Raw genomic sequence first — 15899 nt, 5'->3', positions numbered from 1 at the left:
CAACGATTTACGTTAAATTCTTTGCTTAGATTCCTACGGAATGACAAAAATGCTGTTTTATTTTGGTTAAATTTATATTTAAAAATAAAGTTTAAATATGTTTAACTGAAACTACGCCAGTTTATTATATTTCTTCATTAAATTCTCGTAAGTTCCCTGCGGAAGAATCCATTTCAATGGAACTCCGATTTTCTGCCCGAATTTACCAAAATAATAATGAGGTTTCCATTTATTTTTACTTAAAAGTGCGTCAACATATTCTGCAACTTCCAAAGGTTCGGTTCCGTCGCCAACGTGAGAATTCATCAAGGCGTACACTTTATCAAACACATTTTTATACGGCTCGGAAACCTTTGTTCTTACACGGTTTTCTGCAATATTGGTTTTAATATCACCCAAATGAAGCGAACAAACATGGATATTCCAAGGATAAACTTCATATCTCATGGCTTCCGTTACTTTATCCAAAGCCGATTTTGACGCCGAATAAAATCCGCGGAATGGCAGTCCCATTTCACTTCCGATACTGGAAACATTAATGATTTGTCCAAACTTATTTTCACGCATTTTAGGCATTACTGCACTCATCATTTGAACAGCTCCGACAAGATTTAGATTAAATAATTTTAAAATATCCTCTTTCGAAGAATCTTCCACAGCACCAACCATTCCCATTCCTGCATTATTAATTAAAACATCGATTCTTGTTTCTGCTTTCAGAACTTCTGTGATGGCATTTTGTACGGCATCATTGTCTGTAACATCAGTCGGAATAGATTTGAAATACTGATTTTCGGTATGTTTTCTGCTCAAGCCATAAACTTTATGACCTTTCTTCCCGAAATATTCTGCTAAAACGAAACCGATTCCTGATGAGGTTCCTGTGATGATTATAGTTTTTGACATTTAATTTTAGTCTAAATTTTTATTTATTCTTGTCATTCCCAATTAAAACGGAATGAAATAAAGAAACTGGCATTTTAAATTCATTTTCCTCTGTTGTCGGAATGACAAATATGCTGTTGATCTTTCTTAATTTTTATTATTTAATAAATTTTCCAAATCTTCCCAAAACATCGGATAAGACTTTTCCACAACATCTTCCTCTTCAATATTTAATTCTTTAATCAAACAAAATGGAGCAAAACTCATTGCCATTCTGTGATCTTGATAGGTTGCGATGGATATATTTTCTTGAGGCTCACCAAAGCTGATCGATTTTATCGTTAAATCCGTGAACTCTGTTTCTGTCCCCAGTTTTTTCAGCTCATTATGCAAAGCCAAAAGTCGGTCGGTTTCTTTCACTCTCAATGTTCCCAATCCTGAAATTTCAAAAGGTATTTTCAAAGCTGCTGCCGTTACACAAAGCGTTTGTGCGATATCTGGACAATTGTTCATGTCCAAAACAATCTTTTCCGGAAACTGGAAATTTTCAATTGGTTGAAGTGTTAATTGATGCTCATCTTCCGCGAAGGTTGTTTTAATTCCGAAAAACTTCTCATAAATTTCTGCAATCGCCGAATCTCCTTGTGTAGATTCTTTGTAAAAACTTTTCAGATGAATTGTTTCTCTTCCCAACGCTGCAAAAGAGTAGAAATAAGAAGCTGAACTCCAATCGCTTTCAACTTCATAGCTGATAGTTGATCGTTGTTGGTTGATCGTTGATTCTACTTTAATAGTATTGCCAACGAAACTATTTTTAATTCCGAATTTGGTTAAAATATCCAAAGTCATTTCGATATAAGATCTTGAAGTCACTTCACCAACAAGATTTATTTCCAATCCCTTTTCCAATTTTCCTGCAATCAATAGGAGAGAAGTGATGAATTGACTCGAAATATTGGCAGGAACATCTACTTTAGTTTCTGTGATTTTTCTTCCTTTAATTTTCAACGGCGGAAAACCTTCATTTTCCATGTACTCGATTTCAACGCCAAGATTTTGTAAAGCCGTAACCAGATTTTTGATTGGTCTTTCTTTCATCCTTTTAGAACCCGTCAGAATTGTCGTTTTTCCATCCTGAATAGAATAATAAGAGGTAAGAAAACGCATTGCTGTTCCCGCGTGGTGAATGTCTACAGTTTCTGTATTCTCAGACAATGCTTTTTTCAATAATTGCGTGTCCTGAGAATTAGACAAATTTCCGATTTGTATGTTTTTAAACAAACTTTCTAAAATCAACAAACGATTCGAAATACTTTTCGAACCGCTGATTTGTATGGTTTTGTTTCCTATTAGTTTTGATTTTTCTAGCTTCTTCATTGTTCTTCTTAAAAATGGAAGCCAGAGGCGGGGAGCGGAAAGTTTGTATTGCGCTAAACTTCCTGCTTCCATCCTCCATCTTCCTGCATTATTTTAATTTTTCATTATTCTGATGACGATCTTTGTCACGATCAGTTTTTAGCTCCATTTTTTTATCAAAAGCATCCTGCAAGTTCACTCCAGTTTGATTGGCGAGACATAAAGTTACAAACAGTACATCTGCCAATTCTTCACCAAGGTCTTTATTTTTATCGCTTTCCTTTTCGCTTTGTTCTCCATATCTTCTTGCGATAATTCTTGCAACTTCGCCCACTTCTTCCGTCAGCATTGCCATATTGGTGAGTTCATTAAAATATCGAACGCCAATTGTTTTTATCCACTCATCAACTTGCTGTTGCAGATTTGTAATTTCCATTAGGGTTTGTTGTTGATCTTTTGTTCTAAAGTGATGACTTTTGTATTTAATCTTTTCAGCTCTTCAGCCATTTCTTCTGAGCTATTGGTTGGATTTCCTAGTCTTTCTGTGAAATCAGCAAACTTTTTAAAAAGCTTTCTGACTACAAGATAAACTATCATCAATACAATAAAAATTAATAATTTAAAAATATCAAATTCCATTTTTTAATTAATTTTAAATTAGAAATATTGATAAGCTCCCAAAGTAGGATTTGATGTTCTTGAAACACCGGCAATATCTGTAGGAACAGTCGCCGCAACGGCTGTACTACCTTTTCCGATAGCGGGAGAATTTTGTTTTACTCTTAAATTCATCTGCGCCGCAAAATAATTAACAAATAGAGGATCCTGATTTTTTATAGATTGAATCACACTTGCATTTGTATCAAAGTTGAAGCCTGCTTCCGATGTATTGGAATATTTTAATAAGCAATTTTCAAAAGTGAAGTTGAATAATTGTCCCGGAGTTTGTTCAAAATTTACCGAGTTATCTCTGTCTGAATAAACGATACTATTTCTTACATTCAGAATTAAAGCGCCTTGTTCGGTTTGTCCCGAATCGTTTGTCCATTCGTTGGTAGCGAAAATTCCGTTTCTGTTATAAGAATGCATTACATCAGAGTAATTTGCAATCGTTGAATGAATATAATTATGAGTTCCACCCTTGAAAATCCCAATTGCAGATTCTCCACAGTTATTCATTACTAAATTTTTAGCATTAACTGTTGATGCCACGGCATAAATTCCATATTCTTCGAAAGTATGGATGAAAGTATTGTTGATGGTTGCATTGGTCTGCTTTAGTTCCAAACCTCGCATTCCTCCGAACAATCTTGCATAATTCATATTTAAATTAGAACCCGCTTCCATTTTAATAGAATTCCAGTTTTTAGGAATCGTATCGTGAGCAGGATCGTTTCTGTCACCGCGAAGAATGATATTGTCGGTCAAAGTCCCATTAATATTTAAAGTGGCTCCGGAGAGGACTCTCATTCCGCTGTTTTTATGGAAATAAACTTTTGTTCCGGGTTGAATATTTAAATTAACATTTTGATCAATCGTTAAATCACCATAAATAATTTTAGCTTTATTATTCGTCCAGGTTGCATCAGATGAAATTACATTCGGATTGGTCGGAGTTTCGATAAAGAATTCCGCGTCCTGAACCACAGAAAATAAAACTACCTGTTGCTGACCAGTCGGACTGTCGAAAAGAATTTTATCTTCGGCAATCGCTTCAGGACCAGTTGCTTCTGGTGCAATTTCAATGAAAATATATAAGCTGTCTTTCTTTCTTAAAGGAACATCTTTAAAATCGTACCCCGGTTTTCCGTCTACATTGATCTTATATAAAGAAGTTGCGCCTTTATCAAGATGGATTCTTGGGATCAAAACGTCCTTGTCTTCATTATTATATACCTTTACCGCATATGTTTCGGAACGAACCTGATGATAAACCGTGTCGCAAAATACCGTGTCTTTTGAAAAGCTTAGTTCCTGAGAAGGTGCATCGAAACTGATGTCATCCTTGTTACAAGATACAGCCATAACAAGCATCCAGAAAGAAAAAGCCAGTAATAATTTGAATTTCATCGAAATTAAAGTTTAAATAGATTTCAAATTTAACGAAAATACTTTGAATTTCTTATCCTGAAAAAAATATTGAGGACATATTTGGAAAATTAAAAAAATGTTGTATTTTTGCACCCTAAAATTAGCAGAGAAATATCCATTACTATTTCGAAAGCAAAATTTAATTTATTTAAAAATTGTATTATGAAAAACGGAATTCACCCAGAAAATTATAGACTTGTTGTTTTCAAAGATATGAGTAACGACGAGGTGTTTCTTTGCAAGTCTACTGCAGAAACAAAAGATACTATCGAGTACGAAGGACAAGAGTACCCATTGATTAAAATGGAAATCTCTTCAACTTCTCACCCTTTCTACACAGGAAAAACTAAACTAGTTGATACTGCAGGTAGAGTTGATAAGTTCATGAACAAATACAAAAAATTCGCTAAGTAATTTTTTGTTGTTAAAAATATAAAAAGTCTTTCGGTTTTCGGAAGACTTTTTTTATTGTAATTTTGTTGAGACTAGAAATTAGAAACTAGAAATTGGAATTTAATTGAAATCATACATTCAAGAACTTTCTGCTTCCATCCTCTGACTTCTAGCTTTTAACATCTAACTTCTATTAAAATGCAATTAGTATTTTCAGATGCGCAATATTGGGAAGATTTTCTTCCGCTTACTTTTACACGTCCCGTTGCAGAAATGCGTTGCGGAATTCTTACCTTCTCCGAAAGATGGCAGAAAATTTTAGATAACACAGAAATTTCTTTTTTCACAGAAACTTATTTACAGGACAAGTTCCAGGAGCCTGAAAAGAAAGAAAGTCTTTTTTTGGTAACAAATTTTTTACCAACAGAAACGGTTATCCAACAAATAAAAGATTTGAAACAAGGAGAAGCACTGGTTTATGAAGATGAATTGGTTGCTGCTAAAATAAATATGGATGGTTTTTCTCTTCATCAGATCGAAAAAATGACTGATATTAAAGAACAACTGATTTTCTATAAAAAGCCAACCGACCTTTTTACTTATAATAAAGAAGCGATCGATTTCGATTTCAATTTATTAACAAAAGGAAGAACTTCCCATGAATTATCTTCAACTAACGGATTTTTGGGAGATAAAAAAGACCTGTTCATAGAAGAAGGTGCGCAAGTTGAGTTCTCCACATTGAACACCAAAACCGGGAAAATCTACATCGGAAAAAATGCTGAGGTGATGGAAGGTTGCAATCTTCGTGGTCCGATTTCTTTGGGTGAAGAATCTAAATTTAATCTAGGATCGAAAATTTACGGAGCAACAACGATTGGTCCTCATTGCAAAGTTGGGGGAGAAGTGAATAACATTATTATTTTCGGATATTCCAGCAAGGGACACGACGGATTTTTAGGAAATTCTGTCGTCGGAGAGTGGTGCAATTTCGGAGCAGATACAAATTCTTCGAATCTCAAAAATAATTATGGTCACGTAAAATTGTGGAATTACAGAACAAAATGTTTTGAAGATACAGGCTTACAATTTGCGGGTTTAATAATGGGAGATCATTCTAAAACCGCAATTAACACTCAGTTGAATACAGGAACGGTTGTTGGTGTGGCTTCTAATATTTTTAAAGAAGGCTTTCCGCCAAATCATGTGGAAAACTTTTCGTGGGGCGGTTTTAAAGATGATGAAAAATTTAAACTAGACAAGGCCTACGAAGTTGCAGAAAAAGCAATGGCAAGAAGAAAAGTAGCGTTGACGGATCAGGATAAGGCTATTTTGAAACATATTTTTGATGTGTATTAATGCGACTAATAAAGAAACTTCAAAATTTTTTGAAGTTTTTTTGTTTTTGATGTAATGAAATTAAAATTCTAATTGTCTTACCTATAGAAACAAAACTTATGACCCAAGAGACTTTCAAGAATACGGTATTTATTCTCAAAGATGAGATGTATCGCTTTGCGAAAAGATTTGTCATGAGTAGTGATGAAGCGGAAGACGTAGTGCAGGATCTGATGATAAAATTCTGGCAGAAGAAAGAAGAGCTGGAGCAGTTTGGGAATTTAAAATCCTATGCCTTGAAAGCCGTCCGGAACGAATGCCTCAACAGATTAAAGCATCACGATGTAAAGTTAGGATTCGCAGATATGCAGCTTCATCGGTCGGAGCTTTACAGCATGGATGTCAATAATTTAAAGGAACATATCATTGGTTTTATCAACCAGCTTCCGGAAAAGCAGAAAGCAGTGATCCATTTGAAAGATGTAGAAGAATATGAAGTCTCGGAAATAGCAGAAATGCTGGAAATGGAAGAAAACGCAGTAAGAGTAAATCTGATGCGCGCCAGACAAAAAGTAAAAGAACAAATTTCACAATTGATGAGTTATGAACAACGACAAATTTCAAAATAAATACGACGAGATCTTCCAACATATAAAGGAAGACAAAATGGACTGGGATTTTGAAGATTTCCTGAAAAAAGCGGAAGGAAAAACAGGTGAGGTTCAGGAAGAAAGTGAAACACCAATTATCCCGATTGATACCAAAACAAAACCTTCGTTCCCGAAATGGTTCTGGATGGCTGCTGGTCTGGTTTTACTTTTCAGCATTGGACTTGTATTTAATTATAATAAAAATTCAAATGTAGAAGATCGGGCACAGTTGGTGGAAAATCAGATTAAAAAAGAAAAAAATAATTTCATTGAAGAAAATAATGATCATCAGGATCAGGTTGCTGTAAACCATGTGAATGATACGATTTCCGATGTAAAAAAAGATTCGCTTTCGCAGGAAAATACAATGGCCGAAAAAGATGTTCTTGATGAAATTTTACCCAAAAGAGGAAGACTGAAAAAGGAAAGAAAGGCAAAATATGTTTATAATTCCTCTTATAAAAAAGCTTCAGATTCTACGGGCTACAAAGATTCTTACGTCATTGTGAACGGGAAAAGAATCGAAAATGTGGAAGAAGCCATTAATGTGACTAAGTATTCATTTCAAATATTTGCAAATAACGTCAGTGAAAAATTAGTAAAGCCTACCGTCGTTGACGACGATTATTAATTAACCTTAACCCTTAAAGATTATGCTCCTGATCAGGCTCTAATAATCAGAAAAATAAAATTGACTCATGAAAAAGATAATCATAATATTCGCACTTGCTTTTTCCCACTTCTTCAATATATATGGGCAGGAAAAAGATAAACTCGATCAGCTTTTTGATAAATATCAGGAAGTGGAAGGAGTGACTTCTATAAAAATTGCAAAACCAATGTTCGGAATGCTGAATAATCTGGATTTGGGAGATGCAGAATTGGATCAGATCAAACCATTATTATCAAAAATTAAAGGTCTGAAAGTGTTCATTGCAGAAAAACCTCAAGGAGGAAGTTCTGCAAAAGCGCAGAAATTGAATCAGATCAGTAAAGATATTTCATCTTATTTAAGCACTTTGAATTACAACGAAATCATGACGATGAACAGTAATGGTGCAAAGATAAAATTCCTTTCTGCAGAAGAAAAAAATGGGATTCTTGATGATTTGTTATTAAGTATCGACAGCGGAGGTGAAGAAAATATCCTTGTAAAGCTGGACGGACAATTGTCGATGGATGATATCAATAAAATTATCAATTCCACAGAGACTAAAACAAATCCGGTTACGAATACAAGAAATAATATTACTTCGGAAAACACTTCTTCTTATTTAAGCGGTGAGTCCAGAAACGTAGGTGAATTTTCAGGAATAAATGTGAGCACAGGTGTGAACGTGGTTTTCAAACAGGAAAGTCCGACCAATATTAAAGTCATTGCAGATGCCGACAAACTTCAATACATTATTACTAAAGTTGAAAGCGGTGTTTTGAAAGTTTATGTTGATAACAAAGGTCAGAAAAATTTAAAATTCAAAAATATTAGTGTTAATGTTTCTTCACCAAGATTGGATAATATTAAAACATCTTCAGGATCGACTTTTACAACTGTGAGTTCTGTGAAAGAAAATAATATGATGATCGATGCGTCTTCTGGTTCTGTGGTGAAAGGTAAATTCAATATTTCCAACAATACAACGGTAGAAGCAACTTCCGGATCTGATATTAAAATTGATATTAATTCTAAAAACTTTGCATTCAAAGGATCAAGCGGTTCGAGTACAACGTTTGACGGACAGGCCGGAATGGCAGTTTTCGACATCAGCAGCGGCGCGCTTTGTAAAGCGGAAAATTTAAGAACAAACGTGATGGAAGCAGAGTCTTCTTCAGGATCGAGTCTTTCTGTAAATGTTGTTGATAAATTAAAAGCAAAAGCGTCTTCGGGCGGTGTCATTAAATACAAAGGAAATCCGCAAATCACTTCTGATATCAGTAAAAATTCTGGTGGAGCTTTAAAACAAATCAATTAAAATTAAAAACCAATCACCATGAAAATATTAAAAAACATTTGTCTCATCGTTTGCACGATATTTTTAATGCAGTCTTGCATCGTTTCTCCGGGAGCAGGTAAAATGGCTTACTTTTCAGATTCCGGGAACGATTTTAAAGGAGCGAGATTTACAACCATCAATGTTCCGATGTTTCTCGCAAAGCCTGTCATTAAAAAAGCATTGAGAGAAGATGGAAAAGACAACGAGGAAATTATTCAGCTTATAAAAAAAGTTTCTAAAATAAAAGTTTTAACGGTTGAAAATGGTGACAGAACCATGCTGAAAGATTTTGCTAATTATTTAAACAACAATAATTACGAAGATTGGGCAACCATAAAACACGACGGAGATAATGTAAACATCCGTGTAAAACAAAAAGATGATGTCATCAAAAGTATGCTGATTACCGTAAACTCGGATAAAGAACTGGTTTTTGTGGATGTGAAAGGAAGTTTTACAGCAGATGACATCTCAAAAATGATTGCTTCGGCATCGGATAAATAGACACTTCATATTCAAAATCATATACTAAATTTTATTTTGTACAAACTGCCGTCCCGCAAATTGGGGCGGTTTTTTGATTTAAGTTATTGATTGTTAAGTTTTATTTAAACTATTAAAATCAATTTTTGTATCTCGCCAAAATGTCTTAATTTTGCAAGAAAGTAAAGATGTCTATTCATAACAAAATTGTAGAGACAGCCATCACTTTCGATGACGTGCTTCTAGTCCCTTCTTATTCTGAAGTTTTACCTAATCAGGTTTCATTAAAATCAAGACTTACCGACAAAATTACGCTTAACGTTCCTATCGTTTCCGCTGCAATGGATACCGTGACGGAAGCTGAATTGGCGATTGCATTAGCAAGAGTCGGAGGTTTGGGCTTCATTCATAAAAATATGACGATCGCGGAACAGGCTGCACAAGTAAACAGAGTAAAACGTTCTGAAAACGGAATGATCTCTGATCCTGTTACCCTTTCAAAAGATCATACTTTAGGTGAAGCTAAAGAATTAATGGCTAAATATAAAATCTCGGGTCTTCCGGTTGTAGATGCTGAAAACACACTGATCGGAATTATTACCAACAGAGATGTTAAATATCAGGAAAACCTTAATGCTAAGGTAGAGGAGATCATGACGAAGGAAAATCTGATCACTTCTGATAAAAATACAAACCTGGAGAAAGCTAAAGAAATTCTTCTTAAAAACAGAGTAGAAAAACTTCCAATCGTAGACGCTGAAAATAAATTGGTAGGTTTAATTACGATTAAAGATATCGACAATCAGCTTGAATATCCAAATGCAAACAAAGATCAAAACGGTAGGTTAATCGTTGGAGCAGGTGTTGGAGTTGGTGAAGATACCTTAGAAAGAATCGAAGCTCTTGTGAAAGCTGGAGTTGATATCATCGGTATCGATTCAGCTCACGGACATTCTATCGGGGTTTTAAATAAGATTAAAGAAATCAGACAGGCATATCCAGATTTGGATATCGTTGGAGGAAATATTGTAACGGCTGAAGCTGCAAAAGACTTGATCGAAGCTGGTGCCAATGTTCTAAAAGTTGGAGTTGGACCTGGTTCTATCTGTACAACGAGAGTTGTGGCAGGAGTTGGAGTTCCTCAGTTATCTGCGATTTACAACGTTTACGAATATGCTCAGACTAAAAATGTTGCAGTAATTGCTGATGGAGGAATTAAACTTTCAGGTGATATCGTAAAAGCTATCGCAAGTGGAGCAGGAGCGGTAATGTTAGGTTCACTTCTTGCAGGAACCGATGAGGCACCGGGTGAAGAAATCATCTTCCAGGGTAGAAAATTCAAAACATACCAAGGAATGGGAAGTCTTTCTGCGATGAAAAGAGGAGGAAAAGAAAGATATTTCCAAAGTGAAGCTAAGAAATTCGTTCCGGAAGGAATTGAAGGAAGAGTTCCAAGCAAAGGTAAATTGGAAGAAGTTATTTTCCAGTTAGTTGGAGGGCTAAGAGCCGGAATGGGATATTGTGGAGCAAAAGATGTTACAGCTTTACAAACCGAAACTAAAATGGTAATGATCACAGGAAGCGGATTGAAAGAATCTCATCCTCACGATGTAATCATCACTCAGGAAGCTCCGAATTATTCTTTGTAATAATAAATTAAATATAATGAACAAGGCTATCTCAATGATGAGGTAGCCTTGTTTTTTAGGTTAATTGTTATCCATGTTTGTCATTCTGAATGAAACAAAGTGGAGCAAAGAATCCCTTCGTCAGAATAGTAAATGCTTTAAAATTATTTTGATTTGGAAACAGTCAACTAAGAAATTAGTTCAACAAAAGAATTATAAGTTCCATCATAATCTTCCCATCTTTGATTGTTCACGAAAAAAGATGGTGTTCCATTTACTCCGCTTCTTACGCCACCTTCAAAATCATTTTCAATCTTATCCTGAATATCTCCGGTGTTGATATCGTTTTCAATTTTATTAAAATCTAATTGTAGATCTTTTACGCATTCCTTCAACATTTCATTACTCAACTGATCCTGATTTTCATAAATAAGATCATGCATTTCCCAAAATTTTCCCTGATTTCCTGCCGCTTCGGCAATCGTTGCTGCTGCCATCGCAAATTCATGAGAATCTGTTAAAGGAAAATTCCTGAAAACAAAGGCAACATCATCGCCATATTCTTCGACAAACTTTTTTACCAAAGGAAAAGCATGTTTGCAATGTGGACATTGATAATCACCATATTCAACTAAAACAATTCTTGCGGTATCTGGATTTCCCTGAACTTGGTCTTTATCGCCAATTGGAATTCTTAATGTAGCCATAGTTTATGCATTTTTATTTAATTCTTCTAAAGCGTCGATAATTCCATCTGCTCCGGGATTTATTCCGTCCGGCGAAAGATAGCTCCACTGAATTATTCCTTCTTTATCGATTACAAACAATGCTCTTTGTGAAGTTCCATTTTCTTCATTATAAACACCGTAAGCTTTAGCAACTTCACCTTTAGGGTTAAAATCTGCCAGAAGAGGATAATGTAATTTTCTGTCTGCCATAAAAGCATCGTGACACCACGCGCTGTCTACAGAGATTCCTAAAATATCAGCATTGTATTTGTGAAAAATACTCAGCATTTCGTTGTATAATGCAACCTGATCTCCGCAAACCGGACTCCAGTCGGCTGGATAGAAAACAAGAATTAAATTTTTTCCTAAAAAATCAGTTCGTTTTAATTTCTGATCAGGAGTAGAGTGTAAGTCAAAATCAGGTGCTGCTGTTCCTTTTTCTAATATCATTTTTTTGTGGTATTGGTTAAATAATCAACTGTATTGTTTGAATTATAAATTAAAATTAGGGATAAGAATTTAATATTTTATAAAATGTTTACTTAAATTAATATTAAACTTTAAAATAGAGGTTGTGATAAATAATATTTTATGAATATAAATATTTGATAGAATTAATTTTTTATTGCTTTTTTTGAAATGTTGTTTTTACAATAAATTGATTTAAAAAATGTTTATAAAACATTAAATTTGCAAAATTATTCAAGTAAATAAAATTTTTTAAAATGAAGAAAACTTTCCTTTATGGTGCTATTCTATTTTCGTTGACATTAACTGCACAGCAGCAACAAAGACTGTGTGCTTTCGATCAGCATTTAGAAGAACAGGATAGAGATAATCCTGGAGCAAGACAAGCTATTGATGATATTGTAAGAAAAGTTCAGGCGCAGAAGAAGAAGAATCCAAATTCAACCTTTAATAAAACAGTGAATGGTGTGTATGAGATTCCTGTGGTTGTTCACGTTATTTATCCTACAGGAGCTGCTATAGGAAGTACTTATAACAAAACAGATGCTCAGATCCAAGCTTGGCTTGATAGAGCTAACCAGATGTACGCAGGTACTTATGCTTGGCCTTCATCTCCGGCAGATTTTGGTACATCGGCTGCATTTCCAATTAAATTGGTTTTAGCGAAAAGAGACCCAAACTGTAATGCTACAACAGGTATTGTAAGATATGATGGTGGAGGTATTACAAATTATAATACGAGTGGTGTAAGACAGCAAACAACAAACGGTGCTACTACTACTCAAATCAAAACTCTTGCTCCACATTGGCCTGAAGATACTTATTTCAATATTTATGTAGTAAGTATGTTTGATGGTGATACAACTCCCAATGCTGGTTTAATGGGTTGGGCTGCCTTTCCAACAACAGCGAACTCAGGATATGAATCTTTCATGAAGTCGGGTGTTGTTACAAATACTCATGATACAACTTTAGCTCACGAATTTGGGCATGCAATGGGATTATATCATACGTTCCAGGGTGGTAATTATGCTGCGCAAAGTGGAACAACAGGATATTGTCCACCTGCAGGAACGGGAGATTGTACACAAGATAACGATCAGGTTTGTGATACTGAAGTTTCTGGAGCTGCTTATTTCCAGTTTCCTTCACCTACAAACTCTCAGACAAACCCTTGTACAGGAGTAAACTATCAGGGTGTTCAATATAATATTATGAACTATACAAATTCTCCTGCACAGAAATTTACTTTAGGACAAGGCGATAGAATTCAGGATTTGTTTATGTTGATAAGAGGTAGCTTAACGACTTCGAAAGGTGCTACAGCAATTTCAGGATCTACAGGATCTGTAACGCCAGTAGCTTCTACTTGCGCTCCTTCAGGAATTGCAACTCCTGGAAATTATTTAGTAGGACCAACATCAGTGAAGCTAGGTCAAATTAATAATGCTTCGGCGGGATATTGGTCTGGTGCTCCCAATTATTATGTGGATTATACATCAAGAGCTTGCCAGATGAACATTAATACGCAATTGTTGGTTAATCAACCTCAAAATGTTCAGGTAGGATTTTCAGGAAATCCCCAGTCTGTAAGAGTTTGGATTGATTATAATAATAACGGAGCATTCGAAGCATCGGAATTAGTTGCATCAGGTGATAGTGTTGCTTTGGATCCTACGACAGGAGAAGGAAATTTCTCTGGAAATTTTATACCACCAGCTACAGCCGTTTTAAATACACCTTTAAGAATGAGAGTTCTTGCAGATTACAATGATCCTGCAGTTATTTCTGCTTGTGGGCAACTGAATTACGGACAGGTAGAAGATTATTCAGTAACTTTAGTAACAACTCTTCTTGGAACATCTGATGTAAAAGCAGATAATGATGATTTAGTGATTTATCCTAACCCAGTTGCAAGTGGTGATCAGGTATTTATTAAAGCTAAAAATGCTAAAGATCTTAAAGTTATAATTTCTGATATGTCAGGTAGAAGAATTGCAAGTCCATCTTTAACAGAGCAAAATACAGGAGTTTATAAAATCAATCAAACATTGAAAACTGGAGTTTATATGGTTCAGATTTCTAATGGAAAAGACAGTAAAACTTCTAAGTTGATTATTAAATAAGTATTTGATTTAATATATATTGAGCCCCTTTCGAGGGGCTTTTTTTATTTTATCTTATTGTATTTAAATTTTGCTTTAATTACATAATTCAAAAACCTCCCTTTTGACTGAACAGATTTAAATTGATCATAGATTTCCTGAGGTACTTTCAGGTAGTCATATATTGCTCCCGACTGATAAATGATTCGTAAAATTTCAGTCTCAGGGAAATATGTGTATGTATTGACTACTGATGAAGGCATATGAAATTTTGTGCAAAAAATGTTCCTAAATCAATCAAAAAAGCCTCCGAAAAAATTCCGAAGGCTTCAAATATAATTAGTGTTTTATAAAGACAATTGTGTTTTATTTTTTCACAAATTTAAATTCGTGAGATTGAGAGTCTTTTGTGTGTATCCTTAGTATATAAATTCCTGAAGTTAGTTGTGAAACATTGATTTTCTTATCAAATGTCTCCGAAATAACCATTTGTCCGCTGATGCTGTAAACTTGTACAGATTTAGCATTGTCGATTCCTGAAACGGTAATATAATCAGCAACAGGATTGGGGAAAATCTGAATTTTAGCACCAGAATTTACCGCTACATCAGACGTTCCAAGAAATGTAGTATGAACATCTCCTGTCATGGTCGCATTTCCTGTTGTAAGATTTCCGCCGCAACCTCCACCTGTGGAAGTAAAAGCAGTATTTTCAACCCAAGTTCCAATAGTAATTGCGGGTGGGTTCATAGCTGCTGTATTTCCTGTAGAGTTGTAATAAACTACATTTGGCGTCGTGAATGTTCCATTTCCTTCATCAGCTAGAAATTCCCATCTTGTCAGGGTATTGTTCCATTGAATTTTGAATTCGCAGGTTCCAAGACCACTGCAGGGCTGTCCGTCTACTGGTGTTGTTACGTAGATGTTTTTATTATTCGGACCAACGCCCGTTTTCGTAAAAACAAAATTCTGATCGTCAAATATATTGTGACAACCATTGAAGGTTATTGTCTGCGCAAAAGCCGAACTTCCGAGCGCGAGACAAAATAAGTAAAGAATTTTCATAATATTTTAGAATTGTGATGGGAAAACTCCTTGTAATGAAATAATGCATTTCAATGTAACAAATGGAGGCCTGTTTTCGTGAGGCTGATTTCCACCTGTTGGATTGATCATTGTAGATTTCATTGTTGTATTCGCTGTTGCGTCAGAATATTCTTTGTCCAGTCCTTTTGTGTCTGCGGGAAGACTGTTAGTTGGTACATTCTGATTTCCTTCCGAAGTTACTGCAGCTACCGTGTGAGAGTGAGCCGGCATTTGTGATACCAATAATGTTACCGATTCCGAGCCACCTGTTTGTCCCATTGTGTAATTTGTAGGACCTCCGGGAGCTTGTCCTTCGTGTATCAATACTCTTCCTCTCATATCAGGAAGGGCGAAAGTTGTTGTTCCGTTTCCTCCGTAAGTCGTTCCTAAAAGAGCAAAAAGGGCTTGGTTTTGTGCGATAGACATTATTTGTCCGTTACAAGCTGCCCAGTTTTTTGGAACGAAATTGTAAGGTACAAATGCGATTTGTCCAAGGAAAGGTTCGGAAGCTTGTGCTTTTAAAACAGATGTAGATGCAAAGCTCAGTAGCAGTGCGCATCCCAGTGCAAGTTTTTTCATGATGAAGTAGTTTTAATTAGGTGCTGCTAAGTTAGAGATTATTCTACATATTTCGATTATGAAAATAAAAAAACCTTTCAGAATTCACTAAAAGGTTAAATTATACTAAATTAATTAA

18 protein-coding genes are annotated in these 15899 nt (G+C 35.1%); 8 read left to right on the top strand and 10 right to left on the bottom strand.

The features are described from left to right. Positions 1–111 precede the first annotated feature (111 nt). From ACKX2A_RS09690 to ACKX2A_RS09670, 5 genes are all read right to left on the bottom strand, one after another. Positions 112–906, bottom strand: coding sequence for an SDR family oxidoreductase (locus tag ACKX2A_RS09690; protein ID WP_415329216.1), 795 nt, complete (start codon positions 904–906; stop codon positions 112–114). Positions 907–1032: 126 nt separating this feature from the next. Then, positions 1033–2262: a 3-phosphoshikimate 1-carboxyvinyltransferase gene (locus tag ACKX2A_RS09685; protein ID WP_415329214.1), complete on the bottom strand. Its 1230-nt coding sequence runs from the start codon at positions 2260–2262 to the stop codon at positions 1033–1035. 88 nt (positions 2263–2350) lie between these two features. Beyond that, positions 2351–2677 (bottom strand): nucleotide pyrophosphohydrolase, encoded by a 327-nt coding sequence (locus ACKX2A_RS09680; protein WP_415329212.1) that lies wholly within the window; start codon positions 2675–2677, stop codon positions 2351–2353. Continuing rightward, positions 2677–2880: a hypothetical protein gene (locus ACKX2A_RS09675; RefSeq protein ID WP_415329210.1), complete on the bottom strand. Its 204-nt coding sequence runs from the start codon at positions 2878–2880 to the stop codon at positions 2677–2679. The genes ACKX2A_RS09680 and ACKX2A_RS09675 overlap by 1 nt, the downstream gene beginning before the upstream one ends. A gap of 18 nt (positions 2881–2898) precedes the next feature. Next, positions 2899–4311, bottom strand: coding sequence for a hypothetical protein (locus ACKX2A_RS09670; protein ID WP_415329208.1), 1413 nt, complete (start codon positions 4309–4311; stop codon positions 2899–2901). A 183-nt stretch (positions 4312–4494) separates the two neighbouring features. Here ACKX2A_RS09670 and ACKX2A_RS09665 point away from each other — a divergent pair, with 183 nt between their 5' ends. The 7 genes from ACKX2A_RS09665 to guaB all read left to right on the top strand — a co-directional run bounded on the left by ACKX2A_RS09665 (position 4495) and on the right by guaB (position 10836). Next, complete coding sequence (locus ACKX2A_RS09665; RefSeq protein ID WP_072961771.1) at positions 4495–4746, top strand: type B 50S ribosomal protein L31; 252 nt, start codon at positions 4495–4497, stop codon at positions 4744–4746. Positions 4747–4923: 177 nt separating this feature from the next. Continuing rightward, a complete protein-coding gene (locus tag ACKX2A_RS09660; protein WP_415329206.1) occupies positions 4924–6084 on the top strand; it encodes a GlmU family protein in 1161 nt (386 codons plus the stop codon). A 98-nt stretch (positions 6085–6182) separates the two neighbouring features. Next, on the top strand, positions 6183–6692 hold the full coding sequence (locus tag ACKX2A_RS09655; RefSeq protein WP_415329204.1) for an RNA polymerase sigma factor: 510 nt from the start codon (positions 6183–6185) through the stop codon (positions 6690–6692). Then, complete coding sequence (locus ACKX2A_RS09650) at positions 6667–7344, top strand: hypothetical protein (RefSeq protein WP_415329202.1); 678 nt, start codon at positions 6667–6669, stop codon at positions 7342–7344. Before ACKX2A_RS09655 ends, ACKX2A_RS09650 begins: the two co-directional genes overlap by 26 nt. 67 nt (positions 7345–7411) lie before the next feature. Then, positions 7412–8683 carry a GIN domain-containing protein gene (locus tag ACKX2A_RS09645; RefSeq protein WP_415329200.1) on the top strand — a complete coding sequence of 424 codons (1272 nt, stop codon included), beginning with the start codon at positions 7412–7414 and terminating at the stop codon, positions 8681–8683. An 18-nt stretch (positions 8684–8701) separates the two neighbouring features. Further along, entirely contained in the window at positions 8702–9208 is a 507-nt protein-coding gene (locus ACKX2A_RS09640; RefSeq protein ID WP_415329199.1) for a DUF4252 domain-containing protein, read from the top strand. 167 nt (positions 9209–9375) lie between these two features. Further along, positions 9376–10836, top strand: coding sequence for an IMP dehydrogenase (gene guaB, locus ACKX2A_RS09635; protein ID WP_415329197.1), 1461 nt, complete (start codon positions 9376–9378; stop codon positions 10834–10836). A 167-nt stretch (positions 10837–11003) separates the two neighbouring features. Here the strand turns inward: guaB and ACKX2A_RS09630 are convergent, their stop codons facing one another. Both ACKX2A_RS09630 and ACKX2A_RS09625 read right to left on the bottom strand, forming a co-directional pair. Beyond that, the gene (locus tag ACKX2A_RS09630; RefSeq protein ID WP_415329195.1) at positions 11004–11522 is read right to left on the bottom strand and encodes a DsbA family protein; all 519 of its coding nucleotides are present in this window, start codon (positions 11520–11522) and stop codon (positions 11004–11006) included. A gap of 3 nt (positions 11523–11525) precedes the next feature. Beyond that, positions 11526–11993 carry a redoxin domain-containing protein gene (locus ACKX2A_RS09625; RefSeq protein ID WP_415329193.1) on the bottom strand — a complete coding sequence of 156 codons (468 nt, stop codon included), beginning with the start codon at positions 11991–11993 and terminating at the stop codon, positions 11526–11528. Between the two features lie 275 nt (positions 11994–12268). Here ACKX2A_RS09625 and ACKX2A_RS09620 point away from each other — a divergent pair, with 275 nt between their 5' ends. After that, positions 12269–14137, top strand: coding sequence for a GEVED domain-containing protein (locus tag ACKX2A_RS09620; protein WP_415329192.1), 1869 nt, complete (start codon positions 12269–12271; stop codon positions 14135–14137). A 44-nt stretch (positions 14138–14181) separates the two neighbouring features. Here ACKX2A_RS09620 and ACKX2A_RS09615 read toward each other — a convergent pair whose 3' ends face one another. The 3 genes from ACKX2A_RS09615 to ACKX2A_RS09605 all read right to left on the bottom strand — a co-directional run bounded on the left by ACKX2A_RS09615 (position 14182) and on the right by ACKX2A_RS09605 (position 15781). Next, complete coding sequence (locus tag ACKX2A_RS09615) at positions 14182–14379, bottom strand: KTSC domain-containing protein (protein ID WP_415329190.1); 198 nt, start codon at positions 14377–14379, stop codon at positions 14182–14184. Between the two features lie 103 nt (positions 14380–14482). Then, positions 14483–15181 carry a T9SS type A sorting domain-containing protein gene (locus ACKX2A_RS09610; protein WP_415329189.1) on the bottom strand — a complete coding sequence of 233 codons (699 nt, stop codon included), beginning with the start codon at positions 15179–15181 and terminating at the stop codon, positions 14483–14485. A 6-nt stretch (positions 15182–15187) separates the two neighbouring features. Next, positions 15188–15781: a phage tail protein gene (locus tag ACKX2A_RS09605; protein WP_415329187.1), complete on the bottom strand. Its 594-nt coding sequence runs from the start codon at positions 15779–15781 to the stop codon at positions 15188–15190. Between the last annotated feature and the right edge of the window lie 118 nt (positions 15782–15899).

This window comes from Chryseobacterium sp. MMS23-Vi53 (assembly GCF_047651245.1).
GTDB lineage: Bacteria > Bacteroidota > Bacteroidia > Flavobacteriales > Weeksellaceae > Chryseobacterium.
Note: the sequence above shows the minus strand (reverse complement) of the source record. Positions and strands in the feature narration are given on the sequence as shown.

Coding starts and splice junctions, on each gene's coding strand:
- ACKX2A_RS09690 (WP_415329216.1), bottom strand. CDS start 906: ATGTCAAAAACTATAATCATCACAGGAACCTCATCAGGAATCGGTTTC.
- ACKX2A_RS09685 (WP_415329214.1), bottom strand. CDS start 2,262: ATGAAGAAGCTAGAAAAATCAAAACTAATAGGAAACAAAACCATACAA.
- ACKX2A_RS09680 (WP_415329212.1), bottom strand. CDS start 2,677: ATGGAAATTACAAATCTGCAACAGCAAGTTGATGAGTGGATAAAAACA.
- ACKX2A_RS09675 (WP_415329210.1), bottom strand. CDS start 2,880: ATGGAATTTGATATTTTTAAATTATTAATTTTTATTGTATTGATGATA.
- ACKX2A_RS09670 (WP_415329208.1), bottom strand. CDS start 4,311: ATGAAATTCAAATTATTACTGGCTTTTTCTTTCTGGATGCTTGTTATG.
- ACKX2A_RS09665 (WP_072961771.1), top strand. CDS start 4,495: ATGAAAAACGGAATTCACCCAGAAAATTATAGACTTGTTGTTTTCAAA.
- ACKX2A_RS09660 (WP_415329206.1), top strand. CDS start 4,924: ATGCAATTAGTATTTTCAGATGCGCAATATTGGGAAGATTTTCTTCCG.
- ACKX2A_RS09655 (WP_415329204.1), top strand. CDS start 6,183: ATGACCCAAGAGACTTTCAAGAATACGGTATTTATTCTCAAAGATGAG.
- ACKX2A_RS09650 (WP_415329202.1), top strand. CDS start 6,667: ATGAACAACGACAAATTTCAAAATAAATACGACGAGATCTTCCAACAT.
- ACKX2A_RS09645 (WP_415329200.1), top strand. CDS start 7,412: ATGAAAAAGATAATCATAATATTCGCACTTGCTTTTTCCCACTTCTTC.
- ACKX2A_RS09640 (WP_415329199.1), top strand. CDS start 8,702: ATGAAAATATTAAAAAACATTTGTCTCATCGTTTGCACGATATTTTTA.
- guaB (WP_415329197.1), top strand. CDS start 9,376: ATGTCTATTCATAACAAAATTGTAGAGACAGCCATCACTTTCGATGAC.
- ACKX2A_RS09630 (WP_415329195.1), bottom strand. CDS start 11,522: ATGGCTACATTAAGAATTCCAATTGGCGATAAAGACCAAGTTCAGGGA.
- ACKX2A_RS09625 (WP_415329193.1), bottom strand. CDS start 11,993: ATGATATTAGAAAAAGGAACAGCAGCACCTGATTTTGACTTACACTCT.
- ACKX2A_RS09620 (WP_415329192.1), top strand. CDS start 12,269: ATGAAGAAAACTTTCCTTTATGGTGCTATTCTATTTTCGTTGACATTA.
- ACKX2A_RS09615 (WP_415329190.1), bottom strand. CDS start 14,379: ATGCCTTCATCAGTAGTCAATACATACACATATTTCCCTGAGACTGAA.
- ACKX2A_RS09610 (WP_415329189.1), bottom strand. CDS start 15,181: ATGAAAATTCTTTACTTATTTTGTCTCGCGCTCGGAAGTTCGGCTTTT.
- ACKX2A_RS09605 (WP_415329187.1), bottom strand. CDS start 15,781: ATGAAAAAACTTGCACTGGGATGCGCACTGCTACTGAGCTTTGCATCT.